Raw genomic sequence first — 14,417 nt, forward strand, 5'->3', positions numbered from 1 at the left:
CCCTTTGTCACTCAGTCACAGGAACATCCCATCATGCGCCTGATTTCCGCTTTCACCAGCGACACCGATAAAGCCCTGTGGCGCCTCGCCCTGCCGATGATCTTCTCCAATATTACCGTGCCGCTGCTCGGGCTGGTGGACACCGCGGTGATCGGCCACCTCGACAGCCCGATCTACCTGGGGGGCGTGGCGATCGGGGCGGTGGCGACCAGCTTCCTGTTCATGCTGCTGTTATTCCTGCGCATGAGCACCACCGGCCTGGCGGCGCAAGCGCTGGGGGCACAGAACCCGCAAGCGCTGGCGCGCGCCTTTATGCAACCGCTGCTGCTGGCGCTGTTGGGCGGCGCGGCGATCGTCCTGCTGCGTTATCCGCTGATCGAACTGGCGCTGCGGATCGTCGGTGGCGATGGCGAGGTGCTGGAACAGGCGCGGCGTTTTCTTGAGATCCGCTGGTTAAGCGCCCCGGCGGCGCTGGCCAATTTGGTGCTGCTGGGCTGGCTGCTTGGCGTACAGTACGTGCGGGCGCCGGTAATCCTGCTGATCGTCGGCAACCTGCTGAACATCGTGCTGGATATCTGGCTGGTGATGGGCCTGGGCTGGAACGTGCGGGGGGCGGCGGCGGCAACCGCCATCGCCGAATACGCTACGCTGCTGCTCGGCCTGTGGTTGGCGTGGCGGGTGATGCGCCTGCGCGGTATTACCCTGCAGATGCTGCGCCAGGCCTGGCGTGGCGATCTGCGTCGCCTGCTGGCGCTCAACCGCGACATCATGCTGCGCTCATTGTTGCTGCAACTGTGCTTTGCGTCGTTGACCATTTTCGGCGCTCGCCTGGGAAGCGAGGTGGTGGCGGTCAATGCGGTATTGATGAATCTGCTGACGTTCACCGCCTATGCGCTCGACGGTTTCGCTTATGCGGTGGAGGCTCATTCGGGCCACGCCTACGGCGCTCGGGACGACAGCCAACTGCGCAAAGTGTGGCACGCGGCCTGCAGGCAGGCAGGGCTGGTCGCGTTGGCCTTCGGCCTGGCGTATGCCGTTACCGGCCAGCAGATCGTGGCAGCCTTGACCTCTTTGCCGGAACTGCGTGCGTTGGCCGCCCATTATTTACCCTGGCAGGTCATTCTGCCGCTGGTTGGGGTGTGGTGCTATTTGCTGGACGGCATGTTTATCGGCGCCACGCGCGGCGCCGAGATGCGCAACAGCATGGCGGTGGCTGCTGCGGGATACGGTTTGGCGCTGTTCAGCGTGCCACTGCTTGGCAACCACGGCCTCTGGCTGGCGCTGGCGGTGTTTCTGGCGCTGCGCGGTCTGGCGTTGGGCTGGATTTGGCACCGTCACCAGGTGCGCGGCAGCTGGTTTACTACCCATTAAACCGGACGTCTTGTTGGGGTAATGATTAGTTTTTTTTATGAATTTGATCATGTTTGCTTACATGTTTTCAGCCTTGGTCTGTTCGCGTTAGTTCGTTGTTTGTTAGCGTTTTTTGTTTTTATCTTGTTTGTTAATGGTTTTTTATCCTGTGTTTTGGCTTTTTTATTTCCATGTTTAACTAGAATGAATCATGTGGCTGGTAAATGAAGGGGAGCGGTGCTTCTTAAGGTGAAGGGAGCATCAGCCAGAAAAACTTCTGGTTAACCCCGGCCGGCGACAGGGATCACTGATTCACCACAGGTTAACGGAGAGACTATGAATAAAGATCAAGCCGACGGTAACTGGAAGCAGCTGAAAGGCAAAGTGAAAGAGAAATGGGGCAAGCTGACCGATGACGATCTGACGGTCATCGAAGGGAAACGCGAACAGCTGGTCGGCAAAATTCAGGAGCGCTACGGTTACCAGAAAGAGGCGGCCGAAAAAGAGGTGAAGGCCTGGGAAGATCACACCAAACACCGCTGGTAACACGCAGGGCCGCCACTGACGGCGGCCGGCAACAGCGCAGGCCGGCGTCGCTCCATCCTCTGGCGCCCCGGCCGCAGGTACAGGGAAGTACCTGACTTCGTCTTACTTCTTCTTGATGGCGATGCTGTGATCGTGTTCGGCGCAGTCATGCTTGCTGTCACAAGCTTCAACTTCAACGCAACCGGCGCACAGGCCGTGCGCTTCCACCACGCTGTGCCGCAGCGCAAATCCGGCTTCCTGCGCCAGCTTCTGCAGCGTCTCCTCCACGCCTTCGGTGGTGCGTTCGGTCACCTGGCCGCAGCGATCGCAGATAAACAGCGCGGACGTATGCATCGGCTGTTCGAAGTGGTGGCACAGCACGTAGCTGTTGGCGGACTCCACCCTATGGATAAACCCTTGCTCCAGCAGAAAATCCAGCGCGCGGTAGACCGTCGGCGGCTTGGCCTGCGGTTCGGCGACGCGCAGCAGATCGAGCAGGTCATAAGCGCTGATTGCACCGGGTTGCTGAGTCATCAGACGCAGCACTTCCAGCCGTTGCGGCGTCAATCGCACATTGCGTTGCTGGCAGAGGCGTTCCGCCTGCGCCAGCAGCTTTTCCTGGGTGGTTGAGTTCATCGCAAATATCCCGGTACGTAAAAAAGCCGATTTTACCATGATTACGGCGAATCGCCGATAGTTGCCCCCTTTTCCCCTGAGGATAGCGCAGAGAAAGGCGCGCTGAGTGCGCTAAAAGAGAGATGCATCACAACTTTTCCCCTCCGCCGGGCGGTAGATCAACGTTGCCGGTTTTAGCGCTGGAGAGCAGCGGGCGAGAGCGGTATAACGCCTTTCACCCGCGTGATGAGCAGGAGCCCTGTGTGATGACGGAAAGAGAGAAGCTGTTAAGCGGCCTGGAATACAACAGCCGCGATGAAGAACTGATCGCCCTGTACCATCGGGCGAGGGCGTTGACCAAAAGCCTGGGGGCGCTGGACTCGCATCAGGCGGACGAGAAAAATCGCCTGCTCGGCGAGCTGTTCGGCAACTGGGGTGAGGCGAGCTGGATCGAAACGCCATTCTGGTGCGACTACGGGCAGCATGTCCGCATCGGTAAAAACTGTTTTATCAACGTCAATGCGGTGTTCCTCGACTGCAACACCATCACCATCGGCGACAACACGCTGATCGGCCCCAACGTACAAATCTACACGCCGAGTCATCCGCTGAAGGCCGGTGAACGCTTTACCGGTGACCCGGCTTTTCCTTTCCGCACCTCGGCGCAGCCGGTGTCTATCGGCAGCAACGTCTGGATCGGCGGCAACGTGGTGATCCTGCCGGGAGTGACCATCGGCGATGGCACGACTATCGGTGCGGGCAGCATCGTCACCGGCGACATTCCGGCCAATGTGCTGGCGCTGGGGCAGCCGTGCCGGGTTATCCGCGCGTTGGAATAGGCCGCTTAACACGAATCGGCGGCCAGCGGTTTATCGGCGAGTGCGGGGCAAGGGCGGAGGAGGGGGCTTCTTACGGTGCGAATCGTCGTTTGGCAACTGGCGGTCATCGGCCAAGGCCAGGCGTGCGGCCGCCAGGCGGCTCATGACGGTGCCGATTGGCACCGCCAGCACTTTCGCCGCTTCCCGGTAGGACAGCCCTTCGACATACACCAGAAACAGCGCGTTGCGCTGGGCCGCCGGCAATCGGCTTACGCGCCGCATCACTTCATTGAGCCAGACCGGCTGTTCACCGTTGTCCGCATCACCAAGCTCTTCCGCCGCCATGCAGCCTTGCCCCTGACGACGATGCTGGGCGCGAACTTCATTGAGCCAAATAGAGTGCAAGATGGCAAACAACCAGCGATCCAGGTGTGAACCGGGGGTGAATTGCGCGGCGCGCTCCAGCGCACGCACGCAGGTTGCCTGCACCAGATCGTCGGCGACATCCCGCCGGTGCGAAAGCACCAGCGCATAGCGCCACAGGCGGGAGAGATAGTGGCCGAGTTCATCGCGTATCGCATCGCCGCTGATAGTCACCTCCGCAGGCGCGTCGGATCAAGATTCCGGGTGGCGGTCGATGGCAGCCGCCAAATCTCGGTACTCTTCGCACCCGGTGCCGCACAGCGACTGGATCACCTGCAGCTGTTGGCGCGCCAGGTCGGGCCGCCCTTTCAGCATATAGGCTTCTCCCAGGTACTCGCGCACTTTGGGGTATTTCGGATCGAGGGCCACTGATTTTAAATAATAGCCGATACCTTCATCGGTGCGGCCCAGTTTGCGCGTGGCGTAGCCGCGATAATTCAGTGCGACGGCGGTGTTGGGATTTTTCAGCGTGTTGAGCATATCGATCGCTTCCTGATAGCGGCCGCTTTTCGCCAGTGCATAGGCATAGTTAGTGCGGTCGGCGTCGTCGACTTTGCTGCCTTTATCCACCGTGCAGGTCTGGGTTTTACTGTCATAGACCTGGCCTTTCGGACAGGTCGGCGGGGTTTGGCCGCTGCCGTCGCCGCCCATCGCCAGCGCCCCGCCGGAAAACAGCAGGCAGCCGGCAATGGCCGATGCCAGCAGGCGTTTAATGAAGCTGTTCATGGTTGTGTCCTCAAGGCAGAGGCGCCGTGCGCGCCCGTAATGAGATAACACCTGAACGAGTGAATTTATTCGCCTTACTCCCGCTTATTTACGCCACCGGCAAGGCGGTTTTCCCAACGGCGTCGATTGTCGTTATAATAGCCGTTTGCGGCCGCGCGCCGTTCGTTGAACCCAGACAGACTCAGGTAGCCAGTAACTCAGCATGACGAAAGACAACCACGCCCCAACCTACGCCGCCAATCGCTTCTCCATCGCGCCAATGCTCGACTGGACCGATCGTCATTGCCGTTACTTCCACCGCCTGCTGACCAAGGAAACGCTGCTGTACACCGAGATGGTGACCACCGGCGCGATCATCCACGGCAAGGGTGACTACCTGGCCTACAGCGAAGAAGAGCACCCGGTGGCGCTGCAGCTGGGCGGCAGCGATCCGGCCGCGCTGGCGCACTGCGCCAAACTGGCGGAGCAGCGCGGTTATGACGAGATTAACCTCAACGTCGGCTGTCCATCTGATCGGGTGCAAAACGGTATGTTCGGCGCCTGCCTGATGGGGCAGGCGACGCTGGTCGCCGATTGCATCAAGGCGATGCGCGACGTCGTATCGATTCCGGTGACGGTGAAGACCCGCATCGGCATCGACGATCAGGACAGCTACGCTTTCCTGTGCGACTTTATCCAGACCGTCGCCGGGCGCGGCGAGTGCGACATGTTCACCATCCACGCTCGCAAAGCCTGGCTCTCCGGCCTCAGCCCGAAAGAGAACCGCGAAGTGCCGCCGCTGGACTACCCGCGCGTTTATCAGCTGAAGCGGGATTTCCCGGCGCTGACCATCGCCATCAACGGCGGGGTGAAAACGCTGGAAGAGGCGCAGCAGCATCTGCAGCATCTGGACGGCGTGATGATGGGGCGCGAGGCGTACCAGAATCCGGGCATCCTGGCGCGGGTCGACAGCGAACTGTTCGGTGCGCAGACCGCGGTGCCGGACAGCGTGGCGATCGTCGAAGCGCTGTATCCGTATATCGAGCGCGAGCTGTCTAACGGCACCTATCTCGGCCACATCACCCGCCACATCCTCGGTTTGTTCCAGGGTGTGCCGGGCGCGCGCCAGTGGCGTCGCCATCTGAGCGAGAACGCCCACAAGCCGGGCGCCGATGCGCGGGTGGTGGAGCAGGCGCTGGCGTTGGTGCGCCAGCCGCGTGTCGAAATGGCGTAGCCGAAAAAATTTGACCAACAGTTAGTCTTTTTCACCAGGCATTCGGCGCACTGCCGGATGCCTTCCCCGTTTTTTCAATAGGTTAGCCCTTCCGCCATTCTGGCACGCTTCTTGTAATTCACTCTGCAGATACGTTGCATTGCAAAGGAGCAATCATGTTGGAAATTTTCTTTCTCATTGGCTTTGTGGTGATGCTGATGGTGACCGGCATCTCGCTGCTGGGGATCTTCGCTGCGCTGTTGGCGGCGGCGGCGTTCATGTTGTTGGGCGGGTTATTCGCGGTGGTCATCAAGCTGCTGCCGTGGCTGATTTTGGCGGTGGTTGGGGTATGGATTTACCGTTCGATGCAGAAACTCCAGGTCAGGCGTTACTGATTTTTTGCTGAATAATCAGTCAGTCGCGATGAAACTTGCATAACTGCCTGCCACGCTAATGCGGCAGCGATCACAGCTTGGCAGTTTTCCTCTGCAATGTGGCACATAAAGCGTGTTTTTTGCCGGACGGGGCTGTTAGGATGTTGATCGATGCAGTGATGCGACCCATTTCATCACCGTGAGAGACACCTAAAATTCGTGTTGCTAAAGCAACCCCTGTCTCTGGCGGACTCTGCTCTACCCCTACAAAACGCAGTAACAGAAAGGGCTCCGCAAGGAGCCCTTTTCTTTGGTTGCTATCAGGGGATCAGCAGGCTGGAACCGCTGGTGCTGCGGCTTTCCAGTACCTGGTGCGCACGCTGGGCGTCGGCCAGCGCGAATTTCTGCTCGTCTCTCACCTCCACCCGAATGGCGCCGCTGCCGATCAGCGAGAACAGCTCATTGCTGGCGTACTGCAGCTCGGCGCGGTTGGTGATGTAACCGTTTAGGGAAGGGCGGGTGACGTACAGCGAGCCCTTCTGATTCAGCAGCGCCAGATCGACTCCCGTCACCGGGCCGGAGGCGTTGCCGAAGCTGACCATCAGGCCGCGCCGCTTCAGGCTGTTGAGCGAGGCCTGCCAGGTGCTTTGCCCCACCGAATCGTACACCACGCCAACCTTCTCGCCGTGCGTCAGCTCGGCCACCCGCTGGGCGATATCCTCTTTGTGGTAGTTGATGGTGGCCCAGGCGCCGGCCTGTTTCGCCAGCGCGGCCTTCTCGTCGGAGCCGACACTGCCGATCAGGCGTGCGCCCAGCGCTTTGGCCCATTGGCAGGCGATCAGCCCGACGCCGCCGGCGGCGGCATGGAACAGGAACACTTCACCCGGTTGCACGTCGTGGGTCTGGCGCAGCAGGTAATGCACCGTCAGCCCTTTGAGGAAAGAAGCGGCACCCTGCTCAAAGCTGAGGTTGTGCGGCAGCAGCGCCACTTTTTCTTCCGGCACATTGTGGACTTCGCTGTAGGCGCCGAGCGACGACTGCGCATACACCACCCGGTCGCCCGGTTTGATCGCGCTGACTCCGGCGCCAACCTTGACCACCACGCCGGCCGCCTCGGTGCCGAGGCCGCTCGGCAGGCTGGCCGGCGCGTACAGCCCGCTGCGCACATAGGTGTCGATGTAGTTGATGCCGATCGCTTTGTTCTCGATCTGCACTTCGCCAGCGGCGGGGTCGAGCGGTGTAAAATCAACGTATTGCAAGACTTCCGGCCCGCCGGTGGCGGAAAACTGAATGCGCTTGGCCATATCGTTACCTCGTTTGAGTGTCTGATTTCACCCTATTCTTTTTAGTATCGGAGATCCAGTTCACCCGTGCGGGATTCAATACCTTTTTTGCATCGGTTATGACGCAAAAATCACGTATACTCTCGCGTCAAGATCCTTCATTCGCAACCGGATAAAGACTACGTTTCATGGCAGGAAAAAAACCAACCAACAAAACAAACGCGGACGAAACCAGAGAGCGTTCCAGAGATCGTCAGATGGAAGGGCTGAAGATGCCGCCGCACTCGCTGGAGGCCGAGCAGTCGGTGTTGGGCGGTTTGATGCTGGATAACGAGCGTTGGGACAACGTGGCGGAGCGCGTGGTCGCCAACGACTTCTTCAGCCGCCCGCATCGCCTGATCTTTACCGAGATGCAGCGTCTGCTGGAGATGAGCAAGCCTATCGACCTCATCACCCTGTCCGAATCGCTGGAGCAGAAGGGCGAGCTGGACTCGGTGGGGGGCTTCGCCTACCTGGCCGAGCTGTCGAAAAACACCCCGAGCGCCGCCAACATCGGCGCCTACGCCGACATCGTGCGCGAGCGCGCGGTGGTGCGCGAGATGATCTCGGTGGCTAACGAGATCGCCGACGCCGGCTACGATCCGCAGGGGCGCAGCAGCGAAGACCTGCTCGATCTGGCGGAATCCCGCGTATTCCAAATCGCCGAGAACCGCGCCAGCAAAGACGAGGGCCCGAAGGGCATCGAGCGCATCCTGGAAGACACCGTGTCGCGCATCGAGCAGCTGTATCAGCAGCCGCACGACGGCGTGACCGGGGTCGATACCGGCTATCAGGACCTCAACAAGAAAACCGCGGGCATGCAAAAGTCCGATCTGATCATCGTCGCCGCCCGTCCTTCGATGGGGAAAACCACCTTCGCCATGAACCTGTGCGAAAACGCCGCGATGACCCAGGAAAAACCGGTGCTGATCTTCAGCCTGGAGATGCCCGGCGAACAGATCATGATGCGTATGCTGGCGTCGCTGTCGCGTGTGGATCAGACGCGCATCCGTACCGGCCAGCTCGACGATGAGGACTGGGCGCGCATTTCCAGCACCATGGGCATCCTGCTGGAGAAGCGCAACATGTACATCGACGACTCCTCCGGCCTGACGCCGACCGAAGTGCGCTCGCGCGCGCGGCGCATTTTCCGCGAGCACGACGGGCTTAGCCTGATCATGATCGACTACCTGCAGCTGATGCGCGTGCCGGCCCTGTCCGACAACCGTACGCTGGAGATCGCCGAGATTTCGCGCTCGCTGAAGGCGCTGGCGAAAGAGCTGCAGGTGCCGGTGGTGGCGCTGTCGCAGCTGAACCGCAGCCTGGAGCAGCGCGCCGACAAACGCCCGGTCAACTCCGATCTGCGTGAATCCGGCTCCATCGAGCAGGACGCCGACCTGATTATGTTCATCTATCGTGATGAGGTGTATCACGAGAACAGCGATCTGAAAGGGATCGCGGAAATTATTATCGGTAAGCAGCGTAACGGCCCGATCGGCACCGTGCGCCTTACCTTTAACGGCCAGTGGTCGCGTTTCGATAACTACGCGGGGCCACAATACGATGACGAATAATCAGCTAAGGAACTGAAATGAAAGCGGCAACCGCTGTAATCGACCGCCGCGCTCTGCGACATAATCTGCAACAGGTGCGCCGCCAGGCGCCGCAAAGCCGCCTGATTGCCGTTGTGAAAGCAAACGCTTATGGACATGGCCTGCTGGAAACAGCACACACCCTGCAAGACGCCGACTGCTACGGCGTGGCGCGCATCGGCGAGGCGCTGATGCTGCGCTCCGGCGGCATCGTCAAACCGATCCTGCTGCTGGAAGGCTTCTTCTGTGCCGAAGACCTGCCGGTGCTGGTGGCGAACAACATCGAAACCGCAGTGCACTGCATCGAACAGCTCGAAGCGCTGGAGCAGGCCGAACTGGCGCGCCCGGTGCCGGTGTGGATGAAGCTCGATACCGGCATGCATCGGCTGGGGGTGCGCCCCGAGCAGGCGGAGGCGTTTTATCAGCGCCTGTGCGCCTGCCGCAACGTGGCGCAGCCGGTCAATATCATGAGCCACTTCAGCCGCGCCGATGAGCCGGAGTCCGACGCCACCCTGAAACAGATCGCCTGCTTTGAGCAGTTCGCGCTAGGCAAACCGGGCCAGCGCTCGGTCGCCGCCTCCGGCGGCACGCTGCTGTGGCCGGATGCTCACAACGAGTGGGTGCGTCCCGGCATCATTCTGTACGGCGTCTCGCCGCTGGATAACGGCAGCGGCGCCGGGCATGGCCTGCTGCCGGCGATGACGCTGAAATCCAGCCTGATCGCGGTGCGCGAGCACAAGGCCGGTGAAGCGGTGGGCTATGGCGGCACCTGGGTCAGCCCGCGCGATACTCGCCTTGGCGTGGTGGCGATGGGATACGGCGACGGTTACCCGCGCAGCGCGCCGACCGGCACGCCGATCCTGATTAACGGCCGCGAAGTGCCGATCGTCGGCCGGGTGTCGATGGACATGATTTCGGTCGATCTCGGGCCGGACGCCGCCGATAAGGTGGGGGATGAAGCGGTGCTGTGGGGGCCGGCGTTGCCGGTCGAGCGCATCGCCGCCTGTACCGGCATCAGCGCTTATGAACTGATCACCAAGCTCACGCAGCGCGTGGCGATGGAATACATCGGCGACTGATACGCCGCAGGGGCCGACGCGCGTCGGCCCCGTTCTTCAACGCGTTACTTCTTTACCGCTAACCACTTGTCGATAATTTTCTGATACTCGCCGGTCGCCTTGGCCAGGTGCAGCCACTGATCCACATACAGTTTCCAGCTCAGATCGTCGCGCGGCAGCATGTAAGCCTTTTCGCCGTACTGCATCGGTTTGGTCGGATTCACCGCGCACAGCTTCGGATAGCGCTTCTGCTGGTACAGCGCCTCGGAGGCGTCGGTGATCATCACGTCCGCCTTGCGATCCACCAGCTGCTGGAAAATGCTCATGTTGTCGTGCGTCAGCGTCAGCTTGGCCTTCGGCAAATAGGCGTGCACGAAGGCTTCGTTGGTGCCGCCCGCCGGTTCCAGCAGACGCACCGACGGTTTGTTGATCTGTTCTATCGTGCGGTATTTCTTCACGTCGGTGCAGCGCACCAGCGGAATTTTGCCGTCGGTATCCAGCTTGTCGGCGAAGAACACCTGTTTTTGTCGCTCCAGCGTGACGGAGATGCCGCCCATGGCGATGTCGCACTTGCCGGAGACGAAGTCCGGCGTCAGGGTTTTCCAGCTGGTTTTCACCCACTTCACCTTGGCGCCCAGGCTCTTCGCCAGCGATTCCGCCATGTCGATATCGATGCCTTCATAGCCGCCGTCTTCCTTGAGGAAGGTGTAGGGCTTGTAGTCGCCGGTGGTGCAGACCTCCAGGGTCTTTTGCTGCAGCACTTTGTCCAGGTGGGATTGCGCGCCGGCGCTGCCGGCGGCGAGCAGCAGCACGAGAGGGAGTAACTTTTTCATCTGGCGTCCTTTTTATACATTCGTGGTTTTATGCGTTACTTCGCCGTTAATTGTCGTTTGCCTGCATGAGTTAGCCGTTTTTTATGCCGCTTACCGGCGAAAACGCCGGGCGTTGCTGCTGTACGCGATTTAAGCGCCAGGGTGTGACGTCGGCAACGGTAAAAAAACTGGTAGGCTGTAACGTCAACATTTATTAACACAGTTTACAGGTGGCTATGTACAACATTGACGATTTTGATATGAAAATCCTGACGCTGTTACAGGCCAACGGCCGTCTGACCAATCAGGAGCTGAGCGAGCTGGTGGGGCTCTCCGCCTCCCAATGTTCGCGGCGGCGCATCAGCCTGGAGCAGGCGCAGCTGATCCGCGGCTACCACGCGCGGCTGGCGCCGGAGGCGGTCGGCCTGGGGCTGGTGGGGCTGATCGAAGTCAGTCTGATCACGCACGCGCAGGAGCAGATCGACAGCTTTCATCAGATGCTGGAGGAAGTGGACGCGATCCTTGACGCTTACAAGACCACCGGCGACGCCGATTACCTGCTCAAAGTGGCGGTGGCGGACCTGCCGGCGCTGAGCGAGTTCATCAGCCAGACGCTGTCGCCGCACAAAAGCGTGGCGCATATCAAAACGGCGGTGGTGCTCAATCGCATCAAGGAAAACGGTTTATTGCCGGTGGCGAGATAAAGCTAAAACCGAACGCGGTTTTCCGTCTATATTAGGAACGTAACGCTGTGCCCAAAACCACAATAAACCAGGAGAAAAACCCCGTGTTCCAGAACGTTGACGCCTATGCCGGCGATCCCATTCTGTCGCTGATGGAAAAATTCAAACAAGACCCGCGCGCGCACAAGGTGAACCTGAGCATCGGCCTGTACTACGATGCGCAGGGCATCATCCCGCAGATGCGGGCGGTCGCCGCGGCGCAAGCGCAGTTGAACAGCGTCGAGCATGGCGCCTCGGTATACCTGCCGATGGAAGGGCTGCAGTCTTACCGTTCCGCCATTCAGCAACTGCTGTTCGGCGCGCAGCACCCGATGCTGCAGCAGGGGCGCATCGCCACCATTCAGACCGTCGGCGGTTCCGGCGCACTGAAAGTGGGTGCCGATTTCCTGAAAAGCTACTTCCCGGATTCGCAGGTGTGGGTCAGCGATCCTACCTGGGAAAACCACGTCGCCATCTTCAGCGGCGCCGGTTTCAAAGTGAATACCTATCCGTATTTCGACAGCGAAAGCCTGGGCGTGAAGTTCGACGCCATGCTCGCCGCGCTGAAACAGCTGCCGAAGCACAGCATCGCGCTGCTGCACCCATGCTGCCACAACCCGACCGGTTCCGACCTGACCCCCGCCCAGTGGGATGAAGTGGTCAAGGTGATCGCCGAACGTGAAATCATTCCGTTCCTCGACATCGCCTATCAGGGCTTCGGCGGCGGCATGGAGCAGGATGCTTACGCTATTCGCGCCATCGCGGCGGCCGGTTTACCGTGCCTGGTGAGCAACTCGTTCTCGAAGATCTTCTCGCTGTACGGCGAGCGCGTCGGCGGCCTGTCGGTGGTGTGCGAAAGCGAAGAGGCGGCCGGGCGCGTGCTGGGCCAGCTGAAGGCCACCGTGCGCCGCAACTACTCAAGCCCGCCAAACTTCGGCGCGCAGCTGGTGGCCAAGGTGCTGAACGACGCCCAGCTCAAAACCCAGTGGCTGGACGAGGTGGAGAGCATGCGCACCCGCATTCTCGAGATGCGTCACGCGCTGGTGGACACCCTGAAGAGCGCGCTGCCGCAGCGCAACTTTGATTACCTGTTGGCGCAGCGCGGCATGTTCAGCTACACCGGCTTCAGCGCGGCGCAGGTCGATCGCTTGCGTGAAGAGTTCGGCGTCTACCTGATCCACAGCGGCCGCATGTGCGTGGCCGGCCTGAACCACAACAACGTGCGCCAGGTGGCCGAGGCGTTTGCCGCGGTGCAGTAACGCCTGTTAGTCTGAACGGACGTTCATCGGGAGCGATAGCGATATCGCTCCTTTTTTATTGCCGGCGCGCCGCCGAAGTTGCCGCAAACCGGAGAGAGAATATACTGATTGAGGGGCGCTCACTCATGTGGCATCAGCAAACGCTAATCCTCAGCGCAAAAGCGCGTGGCTTTCATCTGGTTACCGACGAGATAGTCAACCAGTTAACCCACTTACACCGCCTGCAAACCGGCCTGCTGCATCTGTTGCTGCAGCATACCTCGGCCTCGCTGACGCTCAACGAGAACTGCGATCCCACGGTGCGAGCCGATATGGAGCAGCATTTCCTGCGTCAGGTGCCGGAAAACGCACCCTATCAGCATGACTACGAAGGGCCGGACGACATGCCGGCGCACATCAAATCCTCGCTGCTGGGCGCTTCCTTGACGCTGCCCGTCAGGCACGGGCGGCTGATGTTGGGCACATGGCAGGGCATCTGGCTGGGAGAGCACCGCATCCACGGCGGAGCACGCCGTATTGTGGCCACGTTACAGGGGGAATAACCCAATGAATAACAGCGCATTGCTGGAGTACTGCATGGCGAAGCCGGGCGCGGAGCAGAGCGACCAGAACCAGTGGCAGGCCAGCCAAATCAAGGTGGGCGACGTGATGTTCGCCATGGTGTGCGAGGTCGAAGGGCGGCCGGCGCTGGCGGTCAAGTCCAGCCCGGAGCTGGCGGAAAGCCTGCGCGAACACCATCCGGAGATCGTCGCCTGTGACGGCCTGAACAAGGCGCACTGGAATACGGTGTTTCTCGACGGCAACCTGCCGAACTCGCAGTTTTACACCCTGATCGACAGCTCCTATCAGCTGGTGGTGGACGGCCTGCCCGAACACGTGCGCCAGGAGCTGCGCGCCTGATTGCCGGGCGGCGGCGCCCGTTTTTCTTCTGTTTTTTCATGTTAAAGCGTGATCGCGGCCTGGATTTGGGAACGTTCCCTTTTTGTTGCGGCACTAAAACAGCTACGCTTGGGCATTCAAGACACGCGGATGAAGGAGGCCGACATGGCCATGAGCGAAGAAAAGCGCAAGATGATCGCCGGGGAACTGTACGACGCCGGCGATGAACTGCTGCGCAGCGAACGCCGGCGCGCACGCCAGCTAACGCATCGCTATAACCACTCTTCGCCGGAAGAGGGCGAGCTGCGCAAACAATGGCTGGGTGAGCTGCTGGGCCGCTATCAGGGCGGCACCATCGAGCCGACCTTCCGCTGCGACTACGGCTATAACATCTATCTCGGCAAGAACTTCTACGCCAACTTCGACTGCGTGATCCTCGACGTATGCGAGGTGCATATCGGCGACAACTGCCTGCTGGCGCCGGGCGTGCATATCTATACCGCCACCCATCCGCTGGACGCCGAGACTCGCGTCGGCGGGGCGGAGTTCGGTAAGAGTGTCAGGATTGGCGACAACGTGTGGATCGGCGGGCGGGCGGTGATCAATCCGGGAGTGACCATCGGCGATAATGCGGTCGTGGCCTCCGGCGCGGTGGTGACCAAAGACGTGCCGGCCAATTGCGTGGTGGGTGGCAACCCGGCCAGGATCATCAAGCAGCTATAAAAAACGGGCGCCGCCGGGCGCCCGCCG

At 60.6% G+C, this 14,417-nt stretch carries 17 protein-coding genes; 12 read left to right on the forward strand and 5 right to left on the reverse strand.

Annotated elements, in window-relative coordinates:
• The first annotated feature begins 33 nt into the window (after window positions 1-33).
• Window positions 34-1,371 (forward strand): MATE family efflux transporter DinF, encoded by a 1,338-nt coding sequence (gene dinF, locus MMS95_RS01570; protein WP_242141341.1) that lies wholly within the window; start codon window positions 34-36, stop codon window positions 1,369-1,371.
• A 315-nt stretch (window positions 1,372-1,686) separates the two neighbouring features.
• Window positions 1,687-1,896 carry a CsbD family protein gene (locus tag MMS95_RS01575; protein WP_004936743.1) on the forward strand — a complete coding sequence of 70 codons (210 nt, stop codon included), beginning with the start codon at window positions 1,687-1,689 and terminating at the stop codon, window positions 1,894-1,896.
• A 102-nt stretch (window positions 1,897-1,998) separates the two neighbouring features.
• Here MMS95_RS01575 and zur read toward each other — a convergent pair whose 3' ends face one another.
• Window positions 1,999-2,511 (reverse strand): zinc uptake transcriptional repressor Zur, encoded by a 513-nt coding sequence (gene zur, locus MMS95_RS01580; RefSeq protein ID WP_015379223.1) that lies wholly within the window; start codon window positions 2,509-2,511, stop codon window positions 1,999-2,001.
• Between the two features lie 245 nt (window positions 2,512-2,756).
• On the opposite strand from zur, the gene MMS95_RS01585 reads away from it, so the two are divergent.
• The gene (locus tag MMS95_RS01585) at window positions 2,757-3,329 is read left to right on the forward strand and encodes a sugar O-acetyltransferase (protein WP_004936750.1); all 573 of its coding nucleotides are present in this window, start codon (window positions 2,757-2,759) and stop codon (window positions 3,327-3,329) included.
• 30 nt (window positions 3,330-3,359) lie between these two features.
• Here the strand turns inward: MMS95_RS01585 and MMS95_RS01590 are convergent, their stop codons facing one another.
• Entirely contained in the window at window positions 3,360-3,905 is a 546-nt protein-coding gene (locus MMS95_RS01590; RefSeq protein ID WP_021505140.1) for an RNA polymerase sigma factor, read from the reverse strand.
• An 18-nt stretch (window positions 3,906-3,923) separates the two neighbouring features.
• On the reverse strand, window positions 3,924-4,457 hold the full coding sequence (locus MMS95_RS01595; RefSeq protein ID WP_049278424.1) for a tetratricopeptide repeat protein: 534 nt from the start codon (window positions 4,455-4,457) through the stop codon (window positions 3,924-3,926).
• Window positions 4,458-4,659: 202 nt separating this feature from the next.
• Here MMS95_RS01595 and dusA point away from each other — a divergent pair, with 202 nt between their 5' ends.
• Both dusA and pspG read left to right on the forward strand, forming a co-directional pair.
• Window positions 4,660-5,670: a tRNA dihydrouridine(20/20a) synthase DusA gene (gene dusA / locus MMS95_RS01600; RefSeq protein ID WP_019453217.1), complete on the forward strand. Its 1,011-nt coding sequence runs from the start codon at window positions 4,660-4,662 to the stop codon at window positions 5,668-5,670.
• A gap of 155 nt (window positions 5,671-5,825) precedes the next feature.
• Window positions 5,826-6,044, forward strand: a complete 219-nt coding sequence (gene pspG / locus MMS95_RS01605) for an envelope stress response protein PspG (protein ID WP_242141342.1) — start codon at window positions 5,826-5,828, stop codon at window positions 6,042-6,044.
• A gap of 299 nt (window positions 6,045-6,343) precedes the next feature.
• Here pspG and MMS95_RS01610 read toward each other — a convergent pair whose 3' ends face one another.
• A complete protein-coding gene (locus tag MMS95_RS01610; RefSeq protein WP_015379219.1) occupies window positions 6,344-7,327 on the reverse strand; it encodes a quinone oxidoreductase in 984 nt (327 codons plus the stop codon).
• Window positions 7,328-7,494: 167 nt separating this feature from the next.
• On the opposite strand from MMS95_RS01610, the gene dnaB reads away from it, so the two are divergent.
• Both dnaB and alr read left to right on the forward strand, forming a co-directional pair.
• A complete protein-coding gene (gene dnaB, locus MMS95_RS01615; RefSeq protein WP_025160134.1) occupies window positions 7,495-8,919 on the forward strand; it encodes a replicative DNA helicase in 1,425 nt (474 codons plus the stop codon).
• Between the two features lie 17 nt (window positions 8,920-8,936).
• Complete coding sequence (alr, locus tag MMS95_RS01620) at window positions 8,937-10,016, forward strand: alanine racemase (protein ID WP_164095428.1); 1,080 nt, start codon at window positions 8,937-8,939, stop codon at window positions 10,014-10,016.
• Between the two features lie 44 nt (window positions 10,017-10,060).
• Here alr and MMS95_RS01625 read toward each other — a convergent pair whose 3' ends face one another.
• On the reverse strand, window positions 10,061-10,828 hold the full coding sequence (locus tag MMS95_RS01625) for a transporter substrate-binding domain-containing protein (RefSeq protein WP_242141343.1): 768 nt from the start codon (window positions 10,826-10,828) through the stop codon (window positions 10,061-10,063).
• 215 nt (window positions 10,829-11,043) lie between these two features.
• On the opposite strand from MMS95_RS01625, the gene MMS95_RS01630 reads away from it, so the two are divergent.
• The 5 genes from MMS95_RS01630 to maa all read left to right on the forward strand — a co-directional run bounded on the left by MMS95_RS01630 (window position 11,044) and on the right by maa (window position 14,390).
• Window positions 11,044-11,511, forward strand: a complete 468-nt coding sequence (locus tag MMS95_RS01630) for an Lrp/AsnC family transcriptional regulator (protein WP_004936775.1) — start codon at window positions 11,044-11,046, stop codon at window positions 11,509-11,511.
• Window positions 11,512-11,594: 83 nt separating this feature from the next.
• A complete protein-coding gene (locus MMS95_RS01635) occupies window positions 11,595-12,788 on the forward strand; it encodes an amino acid aminotransferase (RefSeq protein WP_041922290.1) in 1,194 nt (397 codons plus the stop codon).
• A gap of 125 nt (window positions 12,789-12,913) precedes the next feature.
• A complete protein-coding gene (locus MMS95_RS01640; RefSeq protein ID WP_004936779.1) occupies window positions 12,914-13,330 on the forward strand; it encodes a secondary thiamine-phosphate synthase enzyme YjbQ in 417 nt (138 codons plus the stop codon).
• A gap of 4 nt (window positions 13,331-13,334) precedes the next feature.
• The gene (locus MMS95_RS01645; protein WP_004936783.1) at window positions 13,335-13,688 is read left to right on the forward strand and encodes an MmcQ/YjbR family DNA-binding protein; all 354 of its coding nucleotides are present in this window, start codon (window positions 13,335-13,337) and stop codon (window positions 13,686-13,688) included.
• A 144-nt stretch (window positions 13,689-13,832) separates the two neighbouring features.
• Window positions 13,833-14,390, forward strand: coding sequence for a maltose O-acetyltransferase (gene maa / locus MMS95_RS01650; protein WP_044030338.1), 558 nt, complete (start codon window positions 13,833-13,835; stop codon window positions 14,388-14,390).
• Window positions 14,391-14,417: the final 27 nt, after the last annotated feature.

Source organism: Serratia sp. PGPR-27 (assembly GCF_022678525.1).
In the GTDB taxonomy this organism is placed as follows: Bacteria; Pseudomonadota; Gammaproteobacteria; order Enterobacterales; family Enterobacteriaceae; genus Serratia; species Serratia nematodiphila.